Here is a 20,585-nt window from a genome sequence, read left to right as displayed (position 1 = left end):
GGCATTGGCGCCAAGGCACCTCGGTACAGACCCAGTACTCGAACTTTGATACCTATGGCAAGCCCCAATCCATAGTCGAAACAACCAATTACAGTAGTGCGACCGATCGTACTCGTACTCAGACCTACAGCCACTCTGCAAGTAACTGGATCCTCGGTTTAATCACTCAGTAAATTATTGATTACCCAAACAACGCTCCCGTCACCCAGTGGATCACCAACAACACCTACGATGCTGCTGGAAACGTATTGAACAACGATCAATCAGGTGTCCTGACCACCTATGCCTACACCAACGAAGGGGATATAGAAACGGTTACGGATGCCAACGCTAACGTAACGACCTTCTCCAACTACCATCGTGGCTCCCCTCAAACTGTTAGTCGACCTGAAGGTGTGACCGAGTTCCAAGTGGTGAATGACGATGGAACCTTGTACTCATCGACCAATGGCCGGGGCTACACCACGTTGTTTAGTTGGGACGATCTGAACCGACTGACCGGAATTAATTTCCCCGTTAATGCGGACGTTTCGATCAGTTACGATAACGATTCAGCCGTGTTGACGCGAGGGGCGTACAAGGAAACCCAGTCATTCGATGGTTTCTGGCGGTCTCTTGGTATTAAGCGCGAGGACACAAGTACCACCGCATCCATCGAGGTAACGAAGGAGCGCGACGAAGTTGGCAATGTCACCTTTGAGAGCTACCCCAATAGCACCCAGGGAAAGAACATGGCCTACGATGCGCTGCGGCGCACCACTGGCATAACCTTCCCGGATCAAACATCCCGCACCTTCAGTTATCCGAATGGAGCAGTCGTTCTGGAAGTGGACGAAAATGGTCAGCAGACGGAAAAGCTGTTTGCCTCCCATGGCAGCATGGACGACGCTTGGCTCACCAGCATCTACTCACCGGAAAGCATCGGTACCCTTATCTACCGCGACGGCCTCGGCCAAGCGTATCGAGTATTTCAAGGTGAGGTGCAGCAAGACGGTCAACTATTCGGATATGCTCGATTATACACCCGGGATACCCGTGGTTTTCTGATGCAGGAAACCCATCAGGAAACGGGCACGACGGTATACGGCCGCGATAATGCTGGCAACATGACCAGCAAAGAAATTGGCTTAAGTGGCATTGTGGAAACTCGGACTTACGATGGCCTGAATCGGGTGGAGGCCATTTCCTATTCCGATGGTACTCCAACCGCCACATTCTCCTACGATGACAACAGCTACGTAACCTCTGTGTCTAATTCGACCTCCACTCGTACCTACAACTATGACCTGAACGGCAACCTGAAGGCCGAATCGCTCACTATTGGCAGCGCCACTTACGATGTGTCCTACGGAATTGACAACCTGGATTACCTGAGCAGCATGACCTACCCAAGTGGCCGTGTGGTTGATTACGGCACCAATGCGTTCGGCTGGCAGACCCAGGCGGCACCCTACGTTAGCTCCGTTACGCATTACCCCTCCGGTTCGTTGGATACCATGAGCTATGCAAACGGTGTAGTAACAGATCAGAACCTCGATAGTCGACTGCGGCCTGATTCGCTTGTGGCAGGTAATGGCCAACTCAACTTCGTTGATCTGCAATTCGGGTACGACCTGGCAGGCAATCTGGATAGCGTTGTCGATAACGTGGGCTCACTGCACGACAGAACAATCGGTTATGACGGTGCCAATCGCTTGACCTCAGCTACCGGCCCATGGGGCACGGAGACGATCTCTTACGATGGCCGAGGCAATATACTTACCCGTGACCGCAATGGCGATTTGCAGGAGTATTACTACAGCTCCGACAAAATGACGTACCGGGTTTTCCCAAACTTCTACTACATCATCGCTCACGATGCCCGAGGCAATATGACCAGCGATGGGCTGAATATCATGGTCTACGATGGCGCGAACAATCTCGCCTCCATCGATAGTGGCTCAGACATCATCGACTACACCTATGATGGCACAAACACGAGGGTGAGTCGGGCTTCGTCCACAGATTTCATCAACGTGCTCTATTCGAGCAAAGGGGATCTGCTGGGCGAGTACGACTTGTCAGCCGGATTTAAAGAATACATCTATGTTGACTCTAAGGTCGCGGCGAAAGTTGTCGATGACACTGCTGTCGTAGGCCAATAATCGTCAGGGAGGACCACATCATGAAATTCATGTTAACGAAAACATTAGCCGCTTTTGTGGCATTGATTCTCATCTCACTGCCCCTTAATGCGGCAGAGCTAGTGACCTACTACCACAATGACCAATTGGGATCGCCGTTAGCGGCAACAGACAGCTCAGGGGCTGTTGTCTGGCAACAGGCGTATGATCCTTGGGGCGAGTCTGTCACCACTACCGCCAACAATCGAGCTTTCACCGGCAAATGGCGCGACCTGGACACGGGGCTAAACGACTACTTTGCGCGGTGGCAGAGCTCATCAATAGGTCGTTTTACGCAAATCGATGACGCGCCGTGGCATGAATCAAACATTCATTCCTTCAACCGGTATGCTTACGCGAACAATAGTCCCTATCGGTACAAAGATCCTGACGGGAATCTACCGGTTGATACGATCTGGGACGCCTTGAACGTTGTTTATGATGGTGCCCGTATTGCTTACGGTAACGCAACGGGCAACGATCAAATGGTGGCGGAAGCGACCACGGACATGGCTGTTGATTTGTCTGCCATGTTTGTCCCCTATCTGCCAGCTGGTAGTAGTAAGCTTGCGCGAGTTGTGGAAGGAGCAAGCGAGGCTAAAAAGGTCCATAAGAACTCGCTTGACTATGTTGGTGAAACCCACGTTTACCGCGTCAAAGGGCCTGACGGTTCGATTTATAAGGTAGGTGAGAGTGCGCAAGGCACTAAGGGGCGCGATGGTGCATCAATCAGAGCCGAACAACAGGCCAGAAGGTTAACTAGAGAGACCGGTGAAACCTACACTTCTGAAATCCGTAAAACATTCCCAGATAAAGCATCTGCACGAGATTATGAGACGCGAGTAATCGAGCGTTTCCGCCGGATGCATGGGCAAGACACGTTACCAGGAAATAAGACAAACCGATGATTACTAAACCTCCGCATAATCGAAAGTTGGGGCTGAGCGGTGTAGCCCTGACGAAACAACGTAACAACCGTCATGACACCAAAGCATTAACAGCAGTACGAGATGAATTAGAAAAAATTATTATTGATTCCGAATACTTAGAAGGCGCGTCATTTTTCTGGGTAACGATTGCTGTTCGTTATGGTTTAAAAAATGATGATAAGCCAAGCTATCAAGCAGTAAATAAAAAGTATGGCGATCTTCCCTTATCTGTTGAGGTGGATACTCAAGAATTGATAGGTGCTTCGCTTGAAGAGTTAAAGCTGATTTTTAAGAGAGCTGTGTTGAAAGCTTTGATTCATGCAGGTAAGAAATTTGAGCGGCCAATAGTGCCATTTGAACAGGCGTTGGAATCTTTACCTGAGTCAGCTTCCTAAATTTGATTGCCCCGCTTTGCGGGGCTGTTTTTATCTGTTTTATCAATCTTCCCTTGGTCGCCTCCTTGTACCACTTTTGCGGTGTTCTTTGTATAGCTGGCTTCCAGCTGCAGGGCTTGATTGCGCTTTCGGTTACCGCCCGCCCCCAGAAAGTAAAAAAGCCCGCATTGCGGGCTTTTTTACGGTTACTCGTACTGATCATAACCTATCGTTATCAATAAGATATTTCACCACCTCACCCATGGATTCAAAATGGATGACATTAGACTTACCATCTTCACCCAAACTCCAACAGGAATACCCGTTTGTGCTCTTTAGACAGTGTCATTCCTATAATCAGAGAAGCCATCAAGTAAATCATTAAACGGGGTAGTCGGTTAGCTCCTCTACCCACTATATGTTGTGTTTTCACCAGAGGTACCCGTGAGTTATTTTAGCCTCGGTCACCGGCTCTGTGATGACCGCCTGCGATTGTTAGATAATTATTGCTCAATCTTCAACGTCGAGAGAATATTTTGAATTTCTTTACGGCTTCCCGTTCCTTCATCCTGCCGTGTGCCTGCGCCAATCATGAAAAAGTAATCGCCGTGAGGAACGATCCACAGTTCTGATGTGATTGGAAAGGAGCGTCCATCGGGAACTTCTATGGTGTAATTCATGCGAGCGTAGGCTGATTTAATGCCGGACACTACAACCTCCGTAGGCGGTTGAACGAGCACAAAGTTCTTGAACGCATTTTTGAATTGGGGCACCGCAAAACTGATAATATCTTGAGGCGGTTTGCCCTTGAAATCACCAAATGGCTTAAGGTTAACCTTGAAGCTTGGATTTACGTCATCAAACGGCTCCTGATATTTGGCCATGGCAACGAGTGGCGCCGTAGCATACTTCTGCATAGCCGCATGAAACTCCTCATCACTGAGTTTTATGGCCTTGATGTTATCCATGTTCTGGGCGGCCGTGATGTAACTCCACTCTGCTGGCTTCGTCACCTGAAAGCCCGCAGTTGGGTTACTGTATACATCTGGTTCGGTCGCGACAGCCGAGCCCGCGCCAAAAATAAGAAACGCGGCAACAAACATCTTTAAGTATGGTTTCACAAAACTCTCCTTGTTATCTAACGCCCAAACTCAGCCGCCGCCGTAGGCGGTCGGCTGCAATGCCGTGTTAGGCGCAACCCAATGCCGTCAGCGAGCAATCGCGCTCGAATGCTGCTCTGCAAGAACGACCCGATTGCCATCTGGGTCCTCAACAATGGCAGTACTCACTTGGTCTGACTTGGTTTGATTGCCGACCTTGATACCACGTCCAGCCAGTCGTGCCACATGGTTGTCTAAGCCCGTGACGGAAAATGTGACTGATGATGAACCAGCGCGCTTCGAATCCTCAAATACCTGTAACGCTCCTCCGCTTGGCAGGGACCATTCGAAGACTCCTTTCATCGGTTGTTTGCCGGCTTGGCCAATCAACTGCTCGTACCACTCTGCAGCGGACTCAAGGTTCTTGACAGCAACACCAGCAAGCGCATTTTCTATGGACATAGCGAATATCTCCTTTACGTTCTAAATTGCAGGGTAAGAACTCTGCCATCTGTTGAGGCGGACTCGGTTTTTCTACACCTTCAATCGGGATAGGGAGGCACCTCACGGCACCTCTCCCCCCACACCACCGGGCATACGGATCACGTACCACGGCGGTTCGGTTGATTGAGTTGTCAGCAATCCACAAGGTCCGGGAGCCCCATAGAGGCAAAGTACTGCCTCGGCAGGGCCTGCCTTAACCCCGGACTATGGCTCAAACGCCACGGGCCATGAGCAGACTTGGCCGTATTCCAGGCCAGCTTTACACTCACTCCGCGCTTGCGCAACTGGCGGTAACCGGATCGCTCCCATTGCTTTAAGTGATAACACCGGAGCTTGCGACGTACCCACTTTTCCAGATCCCGGATCGGCGATTTCACTTGCGCAAAACCGTAATAGCCTTTCCAACCTCTCAGGTATACCACTAACTCACCCATCACCGTTTGCATGGTACGACCTCGCGTTCGCCGGGTGATAGCTCGAACGCGATACTTGAACTGCTGAATCGCGTCTTCGCTCACCTTGCGTCGCTTTTCCCGATCCCGTCGAGTGAACGTGAACCCCAAGAACACTCGCTCCCAGGGACGACCAACCGCGCTCTTTTCCTCATTCACTCTGAGTGTCAGCCGGCAAGATAAGAAGCCGGTGATGCTTGCCAGTACTCGTTGACCGGACCGCTGGCTTTTGACGTAGATGTTGCAGTCGTCCGCGTAGCGGACGAACCGGTGACCACGTCGTTCCAGCTCTTTGTCCAGTTCATCCAGTAGCAGGTTCGCTAACAGTGGTGACAGCGGGCCGCCCTGTGGGGTGCCTTCCGAGGCCGGAGCCCAGACATTGCCCACCATGGCACCCGCTTTGAGGCCGCTGTTGATCAGTTTGAGTATCCGTTCATCCGTGATTCGTCGCTTCACCAGCGTCATCAGTTTGTCGTGGTTGACCCGGTCAAAGAATTTTTCCAGGTCCATGTCCACGGTCCATCGATACCCCTCGTTGATGTAACGTTGGGCCTGATGGGCAGAGCGCCCAGGTCTGAAGCCATAGCTGGAATGGGAGAAACTTCCGTCCCACTCCGCCTGCAAGACCTGGAGCATCGCCTGTTGGATCAGGCGGTCGAGTACGGTCGGGATGCCCAGTTTACGCACACCGCCTTTGGGCTTGGGTATCTCTACCTGTCGTACCGGCTGAGGCCGGTACGTGCCTTCCAGCAGTTGTGCAGCAATTCTGGGCCAATGCTGTTGAACAAAGGCGGTCAGGTCGTCAACGGTCATCCCGTCTATCCCCGCGCTTCCTTTGTTGCGTTTGACCTGACGAAAGGCGCGGCGCAGGTTGTCCCTGTCTAACACCCGTTCCATCAGTCGATCGTGAACAACCGGAGTGTCTTCTCTATCAGATCCAGCCACCACTTCACCCCCTGTTTCCAGGGTCAGCGTTTGCTGTTTTTCTGGTGCACTATGGGGTCTCATCACAACAGTAACTGCTCTCTTCTTTCAAACCCCTGTTCCAAGGGGTACCGTTCGGGCCTTCCCATAGACATTCACTACTGAAAAAAAAATCAGTCGAGTAATCACCGGTACTATGCCCTCTGCTGACTTCTCCTGTGCGGTCGAGAGCGATTGCTCGCTCCCCAGCGGTTTTCAACTGCACGCAGTTTCCCAGCGCAGCAGCAGGAGATCTCCCGGGGTAAGACACTTAACTTTCATCGCGTAGACGCTCAATTTATAAAACATATCCCAGTTGCAGATGGAGGGCTTGGCAGTCACGTGCCCGCTGGCCCCGAATATGTCACACCTCATATTGAGTTCTTGTTCATCGCCCCGCGATTTCGCGTTGGGCTTCCTCCAGACCTCCCTCACGGGTTTAGCCCTTGCCCTTTCGCTAACCTTCAGCTCTGCGAATACCTGGTATCGGGACTTTCACCCAACTAGTTAGTGCCCATCCAGAAACACCGATTTTTAGCCAGTTCAGCTTATCTCTGGCAACTGGGGTTGAGCTGAGCGCCCTCAAATCATGGAAGACGACTAAATAATGACGGATTTAACCGCTTTCTGATCAGTCTGTCCGAATTCCGGCCATGGGCGTGCATTTCATGGCCTTTCCATGTGTCCTTCTGGTCGTTTTCTGGGTCAGGTTTGTGGACTAATCCGGACCGAGTCGCGCCAACCGTACCAGGTTGTAGCTCAGCGCCGAGGCCCAGACAAATGCCTTGAAGCCATCGTGACCTTTCCACTTCGCTTTCGTGGCTCCGAAGGCTCTTTTCAGCTCCGAGATATTGCCTTCGACTCCGGCTCGAAAATGACGTAATGCGGTAAAGGTCTTCGACTTTACACCCATGGCGGTGAGCGATACGCCAACGGGTTTGTGAAACACGACATGCTTAAGCCCCATGGCGCGTCCGGCCGCGACGTTTGCCTGGCTGGCGTAGCCGCCATCGGCGACCACGGAGCGAGGCAGCTTGCCCAGAACGGATTGATGAAAATCCAGAACCGGCAGGAACAGCGTTTTGTCACCGGGGTTCCCCTCTTCGATGGTTAACGCGGTGATAAAGCCTCTCACTTCACTGCTCAGGTTGATCTTGTGGCCGTACTGCACATCGCGGAATCCCTTGACGATAATATCGGTGTGCGGCTCGAACAGGCTGACGATCTTGTCCGCAGAGGGAACCCGTTCACCGTGGATGACGCGACGCTCGGTTTGCTCGATCACCTGCCATGTCAGCTCCCTGTAGTGCGCCAGAGCATCCAGCCATTTCTGGCAGGATGCGGAAGCTTCCGCCCCTTGAATGATCTGCTGGCGTCCGCGATCCGCCTGCTTCAATACCCGCCGTGCGATCTTCAGCAAGTCGGGATAGAGTTCGTCCTTGGTCGCCTTTTTCGCGTTGAATATGCGAAATGCCAGTGACTTTGCCGCTTTGCGTTTGTCGGTAAAGCAGACCTTCAGGCCGGTTTCGATTTTGCTTTTTGCCAGCAGCCGACGGATCACCCGAACGCCATCATTCAGCAACTGGCTGTCACTGGGTGGGGCAATATTGCTGGCCACCACCGTGCTGTCGATGCGCAGCTTATCCAGTGAAGCCATACCCGTGTCCAGCAGGTTCCTTGTCAGCACCTGATGCGCCCGTTCCAGGGTTTCTGGCTGGATGCTGCGGATCGTGGACTGCAGGCAGGACCGGCTGGGCGATAGGTGAGCCGGCAATCGGGTAAAGGTTCGGTAGGTCACCGAATCCGACAAATGAAACGCCAGTTGTTCATAGCTGAAACCCAGTTGCTGCCTTAACACCAGACAACGCAGAACACTCTCTGCGCTGAGACCTGCCCGCCCAACGGCTGAAACGGACACATCTATCAAATCTGCGGCCACCGGCTCAAGAATCTCGGGTTGCCTGTCCAAAACCTCCGACAGCTTCCGGAGTCTGACGCCATACTCGTGATTCGAGTACTCTTCGAATATACTGGCCTGAGCGTTGCGGGTCTCTCGCATGCTGGATCCTCTTGGTTGTTGGATGTTTTTGGGTTGCACTTAAAACATACCAAAGCCAAGAGGATTCTTTAACCTTTCTTAGAATTATTTCCTGAAAATCAGCCGGTTATTAGTTTCTGGATGGGCACTAGTTAAGTGCCATGCCCGGCACACACGCTGAATTAAGCGGCGCCCGACTAGGGCGTCCGGTGGACGGCCGTCAGGCCGGGAACGAACTTGAATGATTTGTTAGAGCTGCTGAGGTCATATGACGCTGCTTCCCGCCCTCCATCGCCTGAATATTTGTAATACAGCAAACGCCACTGCTCCAACCAACGCAACATTCAAAGATAGTTTGATCAATGATACCCGCGTCGGATATTCCTGAGGAAGCATGACAGCATAGGAGCGTGGAAACGAAGGCGGGTCTAGCTTCTCCACGCTCTGCCACAAGAACGGGAAGGGGAAGCCGTGAGGAACTTTGTCCATTTCGGCGCTACCATCAACAGTTGCCGGAACAAGCAAAGAAGCTATGACGAGGACAGCTGCCAAACACAAACACCCAATAACCTGCTTTGCCATGTCATTACCTCCCTGTAGGCTCTAACGCTTTGCACATGGGCAACTAATAACAGTGGCCGGCTTTTTGGCCGCTTTTATTAGTTGCCCTATGCTGCTACTGGTTAGGGGCTGATAGCACTTCATCAGTATGCTTTTTGACTCCCCTCTTCAACAACTTTGTGCATTGTTCACTGATACTTCCATTAATAAGACTAGGAAGCATGCAAAGTTCACTAAACTCTTTATGTGTGCATTTAAAACTTAAATCTCCACACTCACACTCTCCTTTACCCACCATTTCATTGTTTGCAAATTGTGCCTTTATAGTTCCTATACCTTTAAATGCGTATACACCTTCGCCCTGCATAACATCGTTATAAAAACCTCCCTTATAACTAGCACAACCAAATGGGCCTATATATTCCCCATTTCCATGCTGCTGGCCGTATAACCATTCACCTCGAAGAATTGTTCCATCGTCTTTAGTCAAAACCCCTTCACCATGGAAGAAATCATCACTCACTTCTCCGTGGTAGTGACCTATACCCTCGAAATACTTGCTAATTATCTGTGGGCCTTCATAAATTACTAACCCATCACTATCAACCGCAGAGTGAGAAATACTACTAATACAAAAGAGCATTACAACATACATTGATAACTTCATAAGGCCCCTAACGAGGCTGTAGAAAAACCCTTCTCAGAGCCTAATCCGCAGCCGCTTTGTTGTTTTTTCGCACCCTACGATCAACTGGCGCAAGTTTGATCATTTACTGACAACACCGCAGCATTATCGATATCCGGCGCTGAACACTCTACACATAGCCGTCTGTGGCCTATATCTGGCCATATCCTAGCCCTGGCATCATGCCGCTAACTGCCCATAGTTCGCCAGCTTCTCAATATTGTGCACCAGGCAATACAATTGCCACTGGCCTTGCACCTTCTTTTTACTCCGCAGGCTGAAGCGATTCAGACGTTTGTTGCTGCCGATGTTACCGAACACGGGCTCAACCACCGACATGCGATGACCGTAAATCGCTTTGCCTTGCTGGCTATCGACTCGGTGTTTCATCCAGTCGGTATACGTTGGGCCTCGCCTGAGCTCCAGGGTGTAAGAGACCTGTCTTCCTTTGCCTTTACGATGATCTGCTGAGCTGGGGTTTTGCATGCATTGATGTTTTTTTGGACAGTGGCGACACTGCAATAACCGGCCTTGGAAGTGGACTCTGGGTACGCCGTTTTGGTCGGTTCGGGTGCCTTCGTGGCGCAGGGATTCTCCGGCGGGACAGATGCACGTCATCGTAACCGGGTCGAACTGAAATTCACTGGCGGGAATCACGTGTTTCCAGCCGCTCTTCGATGGAGTTTGTGAGCGCTTACCGTACTTTTCTTTCTGCTCGGCGAACTTGGGATCACGGCTGCGGAAGCGGTTGTCCGGGATGTAGCCGTTGATCTGTTGCTCATGCAAGTACTTCATATTGGCTTCGTTGGCGAAGCCGGTGTCGGCGGTCGCGATCGCGCCGGTTTGATAGATGTTGTCGGCAATGCCGAGTTTTTTGTAACGACGCTGAACCGTCTCCAACACCGGCTTTAAAGTATGGTGTTCCTGACCTTCACCGAATGCCTGGGCATCGATGATGATCTGGTGTTTCTTGTCCACCGTGGCCACGCCGTTATAGCCTTGGATCGTGCCTTTGCTGGTGGTCATCTTGCCGCTTTCGTTATCGGTGATGTTGCTCTTCACTTCCTTGAGTCGTTTCCCTTGGCCCATCCTTGGGCTGTTCGTCTTTAGGAAACGGTCCACTTTCTTCATGGATTCATCCAGAGAGAGCACGGTTTTCGCGCGTCGAATATCCCGATCCAGTTCCGCTTCCGTTTCAACCTCATCCCGCTCGTGATGCTCATGCAGGTGGTGGCGAATCAACCGTTTCAACTTGTCGCGTTTTTCGCCCAGTTCTTTAAAGGTGCCAGACCATTCCTTCGCGGCGTCCGACGACATTTTGCAGCCGTCGATAGCAAACAGCTCGTTACCCAGAAGGCCCTGTTCATGGCACACCAGCAGTATTTGTTCGAACAGTTCTTCAATCTCATCGGCGTGCTGGCTGACAAACTTGGCCAGGGTGGTGAAGTGCGGCACGGTATCGCAGGATAAAGCTTTAAAAATGATGTTGGTCTCGCAGCACCACTGGATCTCGCGGCTGGAGGTGATGCCTTTGGAGTACGCGAACAGAATGATCTTCAGCAAGATGGCGGGATCGTAGGCCAGGCGGCCGGTGTCGTCGTTACGATATTTCGGGTGAAAAACCGTCAGGTCTAGCTTGTGCTCAATCAGGTAGTGAACCGCGTGTTCAAAGGTGCCGGGCTGGAGCTGCTCTCGGTAGTTGATGACCACCATCGTATCCTGGTCGTAGTTGTAGTGCTTAAAACGAGGCATTCCGACGGCTCCCTGTCTGTTTTCTCAATACTACCAAAAACCGTTCGGTTTGGGGTTTTTCTACAGCCTCAACGCGAAGCTTGGCGGCGCCCTTGTAATGAAGGCGAAGCCGCAATGAAAAGGGCGTCCGGCGGCCATAGGCCGCGAACTACAGCGCCTTGTTAAGCATGGCACTCGTTTGTGTTCAAGACTGCAGCCGTATAGTTGGTTGCACCAACGTGCAGCTGATCCAGTTCAGCAAACAAAAGGGTCAATGCTTTCATCGCATTGTCGGCTCCCACTCTGACCTTCTCGTAGAAGTCGAATGAATACCCACCTCGATCTTTCCCATCTTTATGATGAACCAAGTAGTTCCGATCAGAAACCAGCTTGGAGAGAGCTTCGTAGGCCTGGCCACCCTTATTAATTTCTTTTCCAAGTACCAAGCGTGGCACTACCAGCCACTTTGCTTTGATATCAAGTCGATCGAGATTGTCGAGGAAATACCGCTTTCCCAGGTGCTCCGATGCATAGTGAAATATAAAAGCTTCGACCACCATTGCGGAGAAGATGATGGCACTTACATTTTTCGTTGACTGGTGCCCCTTTAGAGCATGGACGTTCATTTCGATGATGAAATCCTCATCACTTGAACGCCGATGCTGTTCTATATCGTGATCGATAGCCTGACCAGCCTCATACTCGCGAACAGCAATTTTGTAGAAATAGTTGTCCATCAACTCGACCTGATTGACTGCTTAACGCTTGGCTCACGTGCCGGTTTGGAGCCGCGAAGTGGCGGAAAATCGGTCGCCGTGCAGCCGATTGTTAAGCTTTTTTCCACTTAAACCTAATTCGGTGGTGATGTACTGTATGAGGTAGCAAGCTATCAAACTGTAAGCGACCAGTTACAACTCCTGGAAAAATACCGATATTATTTGCAAATTTCTCAATGGAATTCGCGGTGAAATCACCTACCGCTACAAACCCTTTGTAATCTTTTGAAGGGATTAACGTTTTTTGAGCAAAAAAATCTGCTTCTTCCTCTTGTTTACGATATTGATGATCTCCTTTGCCATTTTCTAAAAATGTTGCCCTCTTATCATGCAACAAAATATGTGCTATTTCATGCATCAAACTGAACCAAAAAATGTCCGACCAACTACCCCTTAGAGACATCATTATTACTGCTTTCTTTTTCTCTACCCAAAAAGTTGCACCCGTCGTATAGGTTTTAGGGAAATGGGGAATTAAGACCAAAGCAATGCCACAATCTGATAATACATTCCCAAGATTATCAATTAAAACATTGGGGTCAGTCTCGAATGTAAGCCCCTTAATATCAAACAAACACTCTTTAAGTCGCTCGGCATCAAAGTCTTGGGTTTTCTTACCAGAGGCTATAATGTGCCCAGCTCTCAACCAAGCAGCCAGAGCTTCACTAGAAGTGCTATCTTTTTCAACCTGCCTAAAAGCAGGTGAATATTCTTTCACTTCCCCTATATTAAAAAGCGAAGAAACACCAAATAATTTTCTTAATTCTTTAACCTTAGAAATTTTATTCCGGGTTTTCTCAACCAGCCCTAGCTTCGAGAGTTCCAAATATGGATAGGACGAGACAACCTCGACCTCGACTTGAGCTTTCTTCTCGTCCACTTCTTTGGCTATAGCCAATCGATAACTAGCTTCCAAATTGCTCCAGAAATACGCAGGTACGCCGACTACTTGCTCTAGCTGTAGTGCGGTCTCTGGGGTAATCGCTTTATCACCTTTCAATATCTCATTGATAGCTTGAGGAGGCCGCCCCATCCGACGAGCTAATTCCGCCTGACTGATGCCTACCTCTTCAAGCACTTCCTCCAGATATTCTCCCGGTGGTATAGCTAAATCTGACATGTGTGCTTGTTCAGTCATCATAGTGCTTACTCACTTCTTCAATCATCGCTATGTTCAAGCAGTCGCCATCAACAGTGAATATCAGTCTGTAAAATCCCGTGAGCTTGACCGCGTATTGACCCTGGCGTTTCCCCTTAAGAGGGTGGCACCTCAGCCCCGGCATTCCCTTTAAATCATCGAGGTTCGCAACCGATTTGATGATTTCGATACGCTGAATGTATTTTCGAGCAACCTGATCGCCGAATTCTTTAGTCGCCTGTTTTTTATGTTTAAAGCATTTTTCTAGCTTTTTTTTTCGAAACTCGACTTTCAAAATCGGGGTACCCTAAGTGTAGACACATTTGGAATGGAAACGTTCACCCTAGGGGTGAAGAGTATACGCCATAGAAACGCATTGGTCGACAGGCCTAGCATTGGTGAGAATAGGAGTGATCTTAACGCTTAGGTAACCGGCGCCGGAGCGCAGCGGAGGGAACCAAAAGCGGCACGCTTTTGGTGTCCGGTTGACCGTCTTGTTGAACGAAGCCGCTACGCGGCAGAGGTCAAATTCGTCTGTACTTCCCCTGACCCACTCCATTCCGGAGGGGCCTGTCAGGAGAAGTGTAATGAACGCTAACGAACACGCTCGTTTTCAAGCACTGCACCAACGCTACCTCACCGAACTCACTCTGCGTGGCAAAAGCCCCAAGACCATCGATCTGTACACCCGTTGCCTGCGACAGGTCTGCGACTATTTCGAGACCTGTCCCGATCAGCTTAGCACCGATCAGCTCCAGCAGTATTTCATGCATCTGGTCGAGCACCGGTCCTGGAGTCTGGTCAAGATTGCCCGCAATGCGTTGCAGAGTTTCTATCAGTATGTACTGGGCAAGCCCTGGGAATACGTCCTTATCGTCAAGGCTCCCAAGGTTCAGACCCTGCAGGACGTGCTCTCCCTGAAGGAGGTCGAGCGCCTGATCAGTCGCACACGCAAACTCAGTTATCAGGTCTATTTCCTCACCACCTACAGTCTGGGCCTGCGACTGAGCGAGTCCCTGAACCTGATCATCGCCGATGTCGACAGTCACCGCGGGTGCATGTGCGCTGTGGCAAGGGCAAGAAGGATCGCTTCGTGCCTTTACCGCTGATGACACTCAAGGCCTTGCGGCGCTATTGGGCCACTCACCGTCATCCGGACCTGCTGTTTCCCGGGGGACACCCTCCGTATGAGTCGGTTGCCACCTCCGGCAAGCCCCGGGTGATGGCCCGGGGTGGGGTGCAGAAGGCCATCAAGCAGGTCGCCCTGGACTGCGGTATCCGCAAGCATGTTCACATTCACTCCCTGCGCCATAGCGTTGCCACCCATCTGCTGGAAAATGGGGTGAACCTGCGCTCGATTCAGACTCTGCTCGGCCACGCCAGCCCGGTAACCACCGCCCGCTACACCCGGATGACCCATGAGGCCCAGCAGAACAGTGCCCTGATGATCAATGCCCTGGTGGAGCGCCTGCAGGTTGACTGGGTCCGTCCGGTGGAGGCCCATCGGGCCGGAACGAATTTAATGCTCTTGTTAGAAACGATTTAGCCAAAAAGGATCAAATATAGAACGAGACCCAGCAGCCCAAAAACCAGCAGCTTTCCGAATCCGATACCTGACGCAGATTCAGCGTCCTTCGAGGAGTTTTTGACGCTGCTTTCTGACAACCTGTGTGTTGCAGATAAGCCTGTACCAGGAATGCCAGTCGTCAGCTTTGCTCCACCTTTCCCTCCAGCATTCAAGGTCAATCCCTTTTTGCCGATAGAAGCACTCGAAATTCCTTTTGAGGTTACATTTAGCTTTACCCCAGGCGCTATTTTTATTTTTTTGCGAAACCTGATAGCCATCTCATTTCTCCGAATTTTCTAACGCCTTGCTCACCGGTGGAGCAAATTGGCCCGTATTTTTGCTCTGCAAAATATCTGGACAGTTTGCAGAATCCGAGTGCAGCAACTTGTTAACTTTGTTGCTTCTTATTTCTAAATATATGGGCTAATATATTAGCCCATTTTGATATTGAAGATTCAAGTTCTCTATTCATGCTACCCATGATGGTTTTATTAAATTTCATCGTGGTAGAGTCATTTAGAAAAGTTTCATATTTTCTCAAATTGTTTGTTCTAATATTTTTATATGAATATAAAAGAGAAATCGTAACCATTTGTTTAACTGCTGCACGTGTTTGCACGCTTGCTGCATCCATTTGAGCTTTAAATGGTTCTACATTTAATGGCGTGCCTGGTTGCATTGCAGTCATAATTGCTGAGTAAACTGCAATACCAGTATGTTCCTGTATACCCATTGTCATATCAGTTGCACCTAGTAGTACATCAAGTCTATTAGCAAATTCGACTCGCTCTGGATTTGCTAATAGAGATGGTGCCGATTGCATCATCTGGTGGTATGCTTCAGGGGTAGATGCACTTTCTTCAGCGTGTGTAATTTCTTTTCCCAAATCAGACTCATACCAAGCTAGTAGTTTCTGTGTCTCTTTTTCATTAATTGATTGTTTTAAAGAGACTCTGATTCCCTCAATGATTTCTGAAGGTACAATCGATTCATCAGCACTGTTTACCATTGAACTATATTCAGCATCAGGGATTGGAGTGCCTTGTTGCTTAGCCTGTTCCATTCCTGCCTTGATCAAATCAGGAAATTGATCGACTTGTATTGTTAAGCCTGATAAATCTAATAATTTATTTATTGATTCATCGGAAACGTCAGCATAACTTAAAGACGATACAAAGAGGATTATTGCCACTGACAATAGTTTATATTGATGTTTGATCATGGATACTCCATTTAGTGTGATTAAAAGTTAACGCTGAAATAAGCGGCGGCCCGACAGGGGCGTCCGGTGGACGGCCACCAGGCCGGGAACGGACTTGATTGACTGGTGTACGCCCAGCATGGGCATGAACTAATGGGGTGAAAGTCCCCTGTGGGAAGGTCACCGTTCAGCCGGTTTTAGCCGGTTTTAGCCGATTGAACGCTAACCACTAGCGAATGGCAAGGGCCAATCCGTGAGGAGCGGTCTTGAGGAAGCCGCTAGCAAAACTGCGAGCTGATGAACAAGAACATCATAGGAGGCGTAGGCCGGAGGCGAGTTGGCACCAGACGACGAAGCCATGTGATCTAACGGCCACCGTAAATGATGCAGCGGTGCAGTGACAGTACATGTTCTTATCTGGGGCGGTCCGACGCATCGGGATCTGCTCAACGAGCGATCGGTCAATTACCAGTCAGGCCACTGGTCGATCAAGCCTGGGCGCAGCCGTTGCCATCGGCGGGTGCGAGCGAATGAGATGGACACCGATAGCGCCGATGGGGGTAACCCCGCCGGTGATTGAGCAGAAGTCAGCAGACGGCATAGTAGCCAAATGCCCATCGTAATGGGTGGGACAAGGTGAAGGCCTGAACCCGAAAATCAATGAGGAGCCTGTGCAGCTCAACGATTCCATATCCGACCGGACAAAGGAGCGCTGGCGCAAAATCAGAAGCCATCATTGGGGTAAGCGGAGGTAATCGGCCGACTTACTTTGAACGTTTTCGGGAAACGCCCTGTGCGGACCCGCATGCAGGGTGTTGTGGGGGCTGGGGACTAGATACCCCCGGCTACCCGATTATGAGCGCTCACTTCCTACTGCCGAAATTATGGTGCCAAAACTGAGGCACCACTACTTCGTCCCCGCTTCCGAGCTTGTCGCCGCAAAAAGGGCAGAAAGCTACGCAGATTTTTACAGTCTCGATTGTCTGCCCCTCGTATTCAAGATAATGGTCCGTCTCGAGGTCTTCCTCTGTCGCCACCCTGTTCAGGTTGATATAAACATCGGCGCCATCTTCTTCAAACCACACCTCTGCGAGCGAGCAAGAAGAGCAATCGTGAATCAAAATCTGAACCTCCTTGAGCACTCATAACGCTTAGCTTTGCGGCAATTTTGGAGCCGCAAAGCGGCGGAAAAATTTTCCGACAACAGCGTCTTGTTATGGCTTTTTGGCATTTTCGATAGCATTCAGAATAGCAATATCGTCGAATGGCTTATCAAAATAATCCGTTTGCTCCAAAATATTTCGGGCACTCATTGGAAGCTCGAGATATTTCTTTTTCAACCCCCAAGTTGCTTCGCCAAAAACCAGCAATTTTATGTTCTGTACAATCTCTTTTGGTGTCCCGGAAATATCAGCACCCTCCAAAATACCAATTGCGTAAGCCAATTCAGTCAACTCTGGCTTTTCGCAATCTTCCGAGACAAGCGAGCTACGCGTGATAAGAAAAACTCTAACATCCTCGATACTATAGCCACGCAAATGTTTGATCACTGACTCATCGGGTAAGGGACGGCTACCCGCTACCTTTTCACACCGATCTACGGCTTCTCCATATTGTGCAATTCTCTCAGAAATGTACCGATGTGCACTAGATTCGTCGTTACTGCCAGCAAGAGCAGAAGTGGCGGCGAGTAGTAAAGGGCATGCGAACTTGAAATTAATTTTCATATTAATAGCCCCCGCAACCATTATCCACGGCTTCCCAGAACTGTCGTTGCTCGTATGACAACCCTGCTCTGAGTCTTTGCATTTGGGCAATTTTGGATATGGTTTTTCTTACGATAGGTTGAATCTTGCTCATTGACTGCGCGAACAAAACCCAGTCGGTGGAATGAACATTGAAAGTTACTTGCGCAGAGTTATTGCCAAGAAATATCGTTGTTAAAACACCGGCAGGTAAAAAAATCTCAAGCATGTTTCCATTGCGCTGAGCCTTCCTTATTGCCTCCAGTGCTTCCTGATCTTCAGAGTCCAGCTTCAAGCCCGAAATCGTAGGACAGTCCATTGTACTTTCTCCTTTCCATGGTTTTTTCCAAAACGGATAGTACCCAGTGGCTTACAATCCGGCAACCACAGCCATAACGCTGAATTAAGCGGCGGCCCGTCAAGGACGTCCGGTGGACGGCCTTCAGGCCGGGAACGAACTTGATTGATTGGTTAGCTGGGTGTAACGACGAAGCCACTCCCTGGCAACCAATATGATGGCCTGCTCCGCTGCTGCCCTTGTACCAAGTTCTGCCGATGCACAGTGCGAAAAAGACCACCGCCGATGCGGCGAACGAACCTGAACATAAGACTAGCAGATCAAAACCCAGCTTGCCGCGGACGGCCCCACGAACGGAACACTCAATTTCCTGCTAACACTATTGAAACGGTGAAGCACCAAACTAATTACCGATTTCAACGGCCTTGGCAAAAACCGAAAACCGAAACTCGCCGGTTTTGCTACCAACTCTGGGCTGAGGCCACTGGCACCGAACCACCAAAAAAGAACAACACCAATCCAGCTAATCGGGATAGGGAGGCACCTCACGGCACCTCTCCCCCCACACCACCGGGCATACGGATCACGTACCACGGCGGTTCGGTTGATTGAGTTGTCAGCAATCCACAAGGTCCGGGAGCCCCATAGAGGCAAAGTACTGCCTCGGCAGGGCCTGCCTTAACCCCGGACTATGGCTCAAACGCCACGGGCCATGAGCAGACTTGGCCGTATTCCAGGCCAGCTTTACACTCACTCCGCGCTTGCGCAACTGGCGGTAACCGGATCGCTCCCATTGCTTTAAGTGATAACACCGGAGCTTGCGACGTACCCACTTTTCCAGATCCCGGATCGGCGATTTCACTTGCGCAAAACCGTAATAGCCTTTCCAACCTCTCAGGTATACCACTAACTCACCCATCACCGTTTGCATGGTACGACCTCGCGTTCGCCGGGTGATAGCTCGAACGCGATACTTGAACTGCTGAATCGCGTCTTCGCTCACCTTGCGTCGCTTTTCCCGATCCCGTCGAGTGAACGTGAACCCCAAGAACACTCGCTCCCAGGGACGACCAACCGCGCTCTTTTCCTCATTCACTCTGAGTGTCAGCCGGCAAGATAAGAAGCCGGTGATGCTTGCCAGTACTCGTTGACCGGACCGCTGGCTTTTGACGTAGATGTTGCAGTCGTCCGCGTAGCGGACGAACCGGTGACCACGTCGTTCCAGCTCTTTGTCCAGTTCATCCAGTAGCAGGTTCGCTAACAGTGGTGACAGCGGGCCGCCCTGTGGGGTGCCTTCCGAGGCCGGAGCCCAGACATTGCCCACCATGGCACCCGCTTTGAGGCCGCTGTTGATCAGTTTGAGTATCCGTTCATCCGTGATTCGTCGCTTCACCAGCGTCATCAGTTTGTCGTGGTTGACCCGGTCAAAGAATTTTTCCAGGTCCATGTCCACGGTCCATCGATACCCCTCGTTGATGTAACGTTGGGCCTGATGGGCAGAGCGCCCAGGTCTGAAGCCATAGCTGGAATGGGAGAAACTTCCGTCCCACTCCGCCTGCAAGACCTGGAGCATCGCCTGTTGGATCAGGCGGTCGAGTACGGTCGGGATGCCCAGTTTACGCACACCGCCTTTGGGCTTGGGTATCTCTACCTGTCGTACCGGCTGAGGCCGGTACGTGCCTTCCAGCAGTTGTGCAGCAATTCTGGGCCAATGCTGTTGAACAAAGGCGGTCAGGTCGTCAACGGTCATCCCGTCTATCCCCGCGCTTCCTTTGTTGCGTTTGACCTGACGAAAGGCGCGGCGCAGGTTGTCCCTGTCTAACACCCGTTCCATCAGTCGATCGTGAACAACCGGAGTGTCTTCTCTATCAGATCCAGCCACCACTTCACCCCCTGTTTCCAGGGTCAGCGTTTGCTGTTTTTCTGGTGCACTATGGGGTCTCATCACAACAGTAACTGCTCTCTTCTTTCAAACCCCTGTTCCAAGGGGTACCGTTCGGGCCTTCCCATAGACATTCACTACTGAAAAAAAAATCAGTCGAGTAATCACCGGTACTATGCCCTCTGCTGACTTCTCCTGTGCGGTCGAGAGCGATTGCTCGCTCCCCAGCGGTTTTCAACTGCACGCAGTTTCCCAGCGCAGCAGCAGGAGATCTCCCGGGGTAAGACACTTAACTTTCATCGCGTAGACGCTCAATTTATAAAACATATCCCAGTTGCAGATGGAGGGCTTGGCAGTCACGTGCCCGCTGGCCCCGAATATGTCACACCTCATATTGAGTTCTTGTTCATCGCCCCGCGATTTCGCGTTGGGCTTCCTCCAGACCTCCCTCACGGGTTTAGCCCTTGCCCTTTCGCTAA

General features: G+C 50.7%; 21 protein-coding genes. 5 read left to right on the top strand and 16 right to left on the bottom strand.

The features are described 5' to 3' along the window. Positions 1–248 precede the first annotated feature (248 nt). From MIH19_RS01100 to MIH19_RS01090, 3 genes are read left to right on the top strand one after another with little or no spacing between them, the layout of a single operon-like run. Positions 249–2,144 (top strand): hypothetical protein, encoded by a 1,896-nt coding sequence (locus MIH19_RS01100; RefSeq protein ID WP_249018614.1) that lies wholly within the window; start codon positions 249–251, stop codon positions 2,142–2,144. Between the two features lie 20 nt (positions 2,145–2,164). After that, positions 2,165–3,070, top strand: a complete 906-nt coding sequence (locus MIH19_RS01095; protein WP_249007154.1) for an RHS repeat-associated core domain-containing protein — start codon at positions 2,165–2,167, stop codon at positions 3,068–3,070. After that, complete coding sequence (locus MIH19_RS01090; protein WP_249007153.1) at positions 3,067–3,486, top strand: Imm39 family immunity protein; 420 nt, start codon at positions 3,067–3,069, stop codon at positions 3,484–3,486. Before MIH19_RS01095 ends, MIH19_RS01090 begins: the two co-directional genes overlap by 4 nt. Positions 3,487–3,968: 482 nt before the next feature. Here MIH19_RS01090 and MIH19_RS01085 read toward each other — a convergent pair whose 3' ends face one another. The 10 genes from MIH19_RS01085 to MIH19_RS01040 form a co-directional block, all read right to left on the bottom strand. Then, on the bottom strand, positions 3,969–4,586 hold the full coding sequence (locus MIH19_RS01085) for a hypothetical protein (protein WP_249007152.1): 618 nt from the start codon (positions 4,584–4,586) through the stop codon (positions 3,969–3,971). An 87-nt stretch (positions 4,587–4,673) separates the two neighbouring features. After that, positions 4,674–5,027 carry a hypothetical protein gene (locus tag MIH19_RS01080; protein ID WP_249007151.1) on the bottom strand — a complete coding sequence of 118 codons (354 nt, stop codon included), beginning with the start codon at positions 5,025–5,027 and terminating at the stop codon, positions 4,674–4,676. Positions 5,028–5,200: 173 nt separating this feature from the next. Continuing rightward, on the bottom strand, positions 5,201–6,529 hold the full coding sequence (gene ltrA / locus MIH19_RS01075; protein WP_249009077.1) for a group II intron reverse transcriptase/maturase: 1,329 nt from the start codon (positions 6,527–6,529) through the stop codon (positions 5,201–5,203). A 673-nt stretch (positions 6,530–7,202) separates the two neighbouring features. Further along, complete coding sequence (locus MIH19_RS01070) at positions 7,203–8,543, bottom strand: ISNCY family transposase (RefSeq protein ID WP_249007150.1); 1,341 nt, start codon at positions 8,541–8,543, stop codon at positions 7,203–7,205. Between the two features lie 243 nt (positions 8,544–8,786). Next, positions 8,787–9,104 (bottom strand): hypothetical protein, encoded by a 318-nt coding sequence (locus MIH19_RS01065; RefSeq protein ID WP_249007149.1) that lies wholly within the window; start codon positions 9,102–9,104, stop codon positions 8,787–8,789. A gap of 94 nt (positions 9,105–9,198) precedes the next feature. Then, the gene (locus MIH19_RS01060) at positions 9,199–9,750 is read right to left on the bottom strand and encodes a hypothetical protein (RefSeq protein ID WP_249007148.1); all 552 of its coding nucleotides are present in this window, start codon (positions 9,748–9,750) and stop codon (positions 9,199–9,201) included. Between the two features lie 198 nt (positions 9,751–9,948). After that, entirely contained in the window at positions 9,949–11,520 is a 1,572-nt protein-coding gene (locus MIH19_RS01055; protein ID WP_249007147.1) for a transposase, read from the bottom strand. A 161-nt stretch (positions 11,521–11,681) separates the two neighbouring features. After that, entirely contained in the window at positions 11,682–12,236 is a 555-nt protein-coding gene (locus MIH19_RS01050) for a hypothetical protein (protein ID WP_249007146.1), read from the bottom strand. Between the two features lie 91 nt (positions 12,237–12,327). Further along, positions 12,328–13,416, bottom strand: a complete 1,089-nt coding sequence (locus MIH19_RS01045; RefSeq protein ID WP_249007145.1) for a HigA family addiction module antitoxin — start codon at positions 13,414–13,416, stop codon at positions 12,328–12,330. Further along, entirely contained in the window at positions 13,406–13,708 is a 303-nt protein-coding gene (locus MIH19_RS01040; protein WP_249007144.1) for a type II toxin-antitoxin system RelE/ParE family toxin, read from the bottom strand. Before MIH19_RS01040 ends, MIH19_RS01045 begins: the two co-directional genes overlap by 11 nt. A 292-nt stretch (positions 13,709–14,000) precedes the next feature. Between MIH19_RS01040 and MIH19_RS01035 the strand changes: the two genes are divergently transcribed. Further along, positions 14,001–14,522 (top strand): site-specific integrase, encoded by a 522-nt coding sequence (locus tag MIH19_RS01035; protein ID WP_249007143.1) that lies wholly within the window; start codon positions 14,001–14,003, stop codon positions 14,520–14,522. Next, positions 14,507–14,959 carry a tyrosine-type recombinase/integrase gene (locus tag MIH19_RS01030; protein WP_249007142.1) on the top strand — a complete coding sequence of 151 codons (453 nt, stop codon included), beginning with the start codon at positions 14,507–14,509 and terminating at the stop codon, positions 14,957–14,959. The genes MIH19_RS01035 and MIH19_RS01030 overlap by 16 nt, the downstream gene beginning before the upstream one ends. Here MIH19_RS01030 and MIH19_RS01025 read toward each other — a convergent pair. The 6 genes from MIH19_RS01025 to ltrA (MIH19_RS01000) all read right to left on the bottom strand — a co-directional run bounded on the left by MIH19_RS01025 (position 14,956) and on the right by ltrA (MIH19_RS01000) (position 20,169). After that, positions 14,956–15,258 carry a DUF4236 domain-containing protein gene (locus tag MIH19_RS01025; RefSeq protein WP_249007141.1) on the bottom strand — a complete coding sequence of 101 codons (303 nt, stop codon included), beginning with the start codon at positions 15,256–15,258 and terminating at the stop codon, positions 14,956–14,958. The two genes, MIH19_RS01030 and MIH19_RS01025, sit on opposite strands and share 4 nt — an antisense overlap. Positions 15,259–15,368: 110 nt before the next feature. Further along, on the bottom strand, positions 15,369–16,202 hold the full coding sequence (locus MIH19_RS01020; RefSeq protein WP_249007140.1) for a DUF2059 domain-containing protein: 834 nt from the start codon (positions 16,200–16,202) through the stop codon (positions 15,369–15,371). Positions 16,203–17,044: 842 nt separating this feature from the next. Continuing rightward, positions 17,045–17,302, bottom strand: a complete 258-nt coding sequence (locus MIH19_RS01015; protein WP_249007139.1) for a hypothetical protein — start codon at positions 17,300–17,302, stop codon at positions 17,045–17,047. A 93-nt stretch (positions 17,303–17,395) separates the two neighbouring features. Next, positions 17,396–17,908 (bottom strand): hypothetical protein, encoded by a 513-nt coding sequence (locus MIH19_RS01010; protein ID WP_249007138.1) that lies wholly within the window; start codon positions 17,906–17,908, stop codon positions 17,396–17,398. Between the two features lies 1 nt (position 17,909). Beyond that, positions 17,910–18,245, bottom strand: coding sequence for a hypothetical protein (locus tag MIH19_RS01005; RefSeq protein ID WP_249007137.1), 336 nt, complete (start codon positions 18,243–18,245; stop codon positions 17,910–17,912). A 595-nt stretch (positions 18,246–18,840) separates the two neighbouring features. After that, entirely contained in the window at positions 18,841–20,169 is a 1,329-nt protein-coding gene (gene ltrA, locus MIH19_RS01000) for a group II intron reverse transcriptase/maturase (RefSeq protein WP_249009077.1), read from the bottom strand. Positions 20,170–20,585 lie beyond the last annotated feature (416 nt).

It is taken from the genome of Marinobacter sp. M1C, assembly GCF_023314135.1.
GTDB lineage: Bacteria > Pseudomonadota > Gammaproteobacteria > Pseudomonadales > Oleiphilaceae > Marinobacter.
Note: the sequence above shows the minus strand (reverse complement) of the source record. Positions and strands in the feature narration are given on the sequence as shown.

What these genes read in the sequence shown, in the direction of transcription:
- MIH19_RS01095 (WP_249007154.1), top strand. Translation starts at nt 2,165, where the DNA reads ATGAAATTCATGTTAACGAAAACATTAGCCGCTTTTGTGGCATTGATT.
- MIH19_RS01090 (WP_249007153.1), top strand. Translation starts at nt 3,067, where the DNA reads ATGATTACTAAACCTCCGCATAATCGAAAGTTGGGGCTGAGCGGTGTA.
- MIH19_RS01080 (WP_249007151.1), bottom strand. Translation starts at nt 5,027, where the DNA reads ATGTCCATAGAAAATGCGCTTGCTGGTGTTGCTGTCAAGAACCTTGAG.
- ltrA (WP_249009077.1), bottom strand. Translation starts at nt 6,529, where the DNA reads ATGAGACCCCATAGTGCACCAGAAAAACAGCAAACGCTGACCCTGGAA.
- MIH19_RS01070 (WP_249007150.1), bottom strand. Translation starts at nt 8,543, where the DNA reads ATGCGAGAGACCCGCAACGCTCAGGCCAGTATATTCGAAGAGTACTCG.
- MIH19_RS01065 (WP_249007149.1), bottom strand. Translation starts at nt 9,104, where the DNA reads ATGGCAAAGCAGGTTATTGGGTGTTTGTGTTTGGCAGCTGTCCTCGTC.
- MIH19_RS01060 (WP_249007148.1), bottom strand. Translation starts at nt 9,750, where the DNA reads ATGAAGTTATCAATGTATGTTGTAATGCTCTTTTGTATTAGTAGTATT.
- MIH19_RS01055 (WP_249007147.1), bottom strand. Translation starts at nt 11,520, where the DNA reads ATGCCTCGTTTTAAGCACTACAACTACGACCAGGATACGATGGTGGTC.
- MIH19_RS01050 (WP_249007146.1), bottom strand. Translation starts at nt 12,236, where the DNA reads ATGGACAACTATTTCTACAAAATTGCTGTTCGCGAGTATGAGGCTGGT.
- MIH19_RS01045 (WP_249007145.1), bottom strand. Translation starts at nt 13,416, where the DNA reads ATGATGACTGAACAAGCACACATGTCAGATTTAGCTATACCACCGGGA.
- MIH19_RS01035 (WP_249007143.1), top strand. Translation starts at nt 14,001, where the DNA reads ATGAACGCTAACGAACACGCTCGTTTTCAAGCACTGCACCAACGCTAC.
- MIH19_RS01025 (WP_249007141.1), bottom strand. Translation starts at nt 15,258, where the DNA reads ATGGCTATCAGGTTTCGCAAAAAAATAAAAATAGCGCCTGGGGTAAAG.
- MIH19_RS01020 (WP_249007140.1), bottom strand. Translation starts at nt 16,202, where the DNA reads ATGATCAAACATCAATATAAACTATTGTCAGTGGCAATAATCCTCTTT.
- MIH19_RS01010 (WP_249007138.1), bottom strand. Translation starts at nt 17,908, where the DNA reads ATGAAAATTAATTTCAAGTTCGCATGCCCTTTACTACTCGCCGCCACT.
- MIH19_RS01005 (WP_249007137.1), bottom strand. Translation starts at nt 18,245, where the DNA reads ATGGACTGTCCTACGATTTCGGGCTTGAAGCTGGACTCTGAAGATCAG.
- ltrA (WP_249009077.1), bottom strand. Translation starts at nt 20,169, where the DNA reads ATGAGACCCCATAGTGCACCAGAAAAACAGCAAACGCTGACCCTGGAA.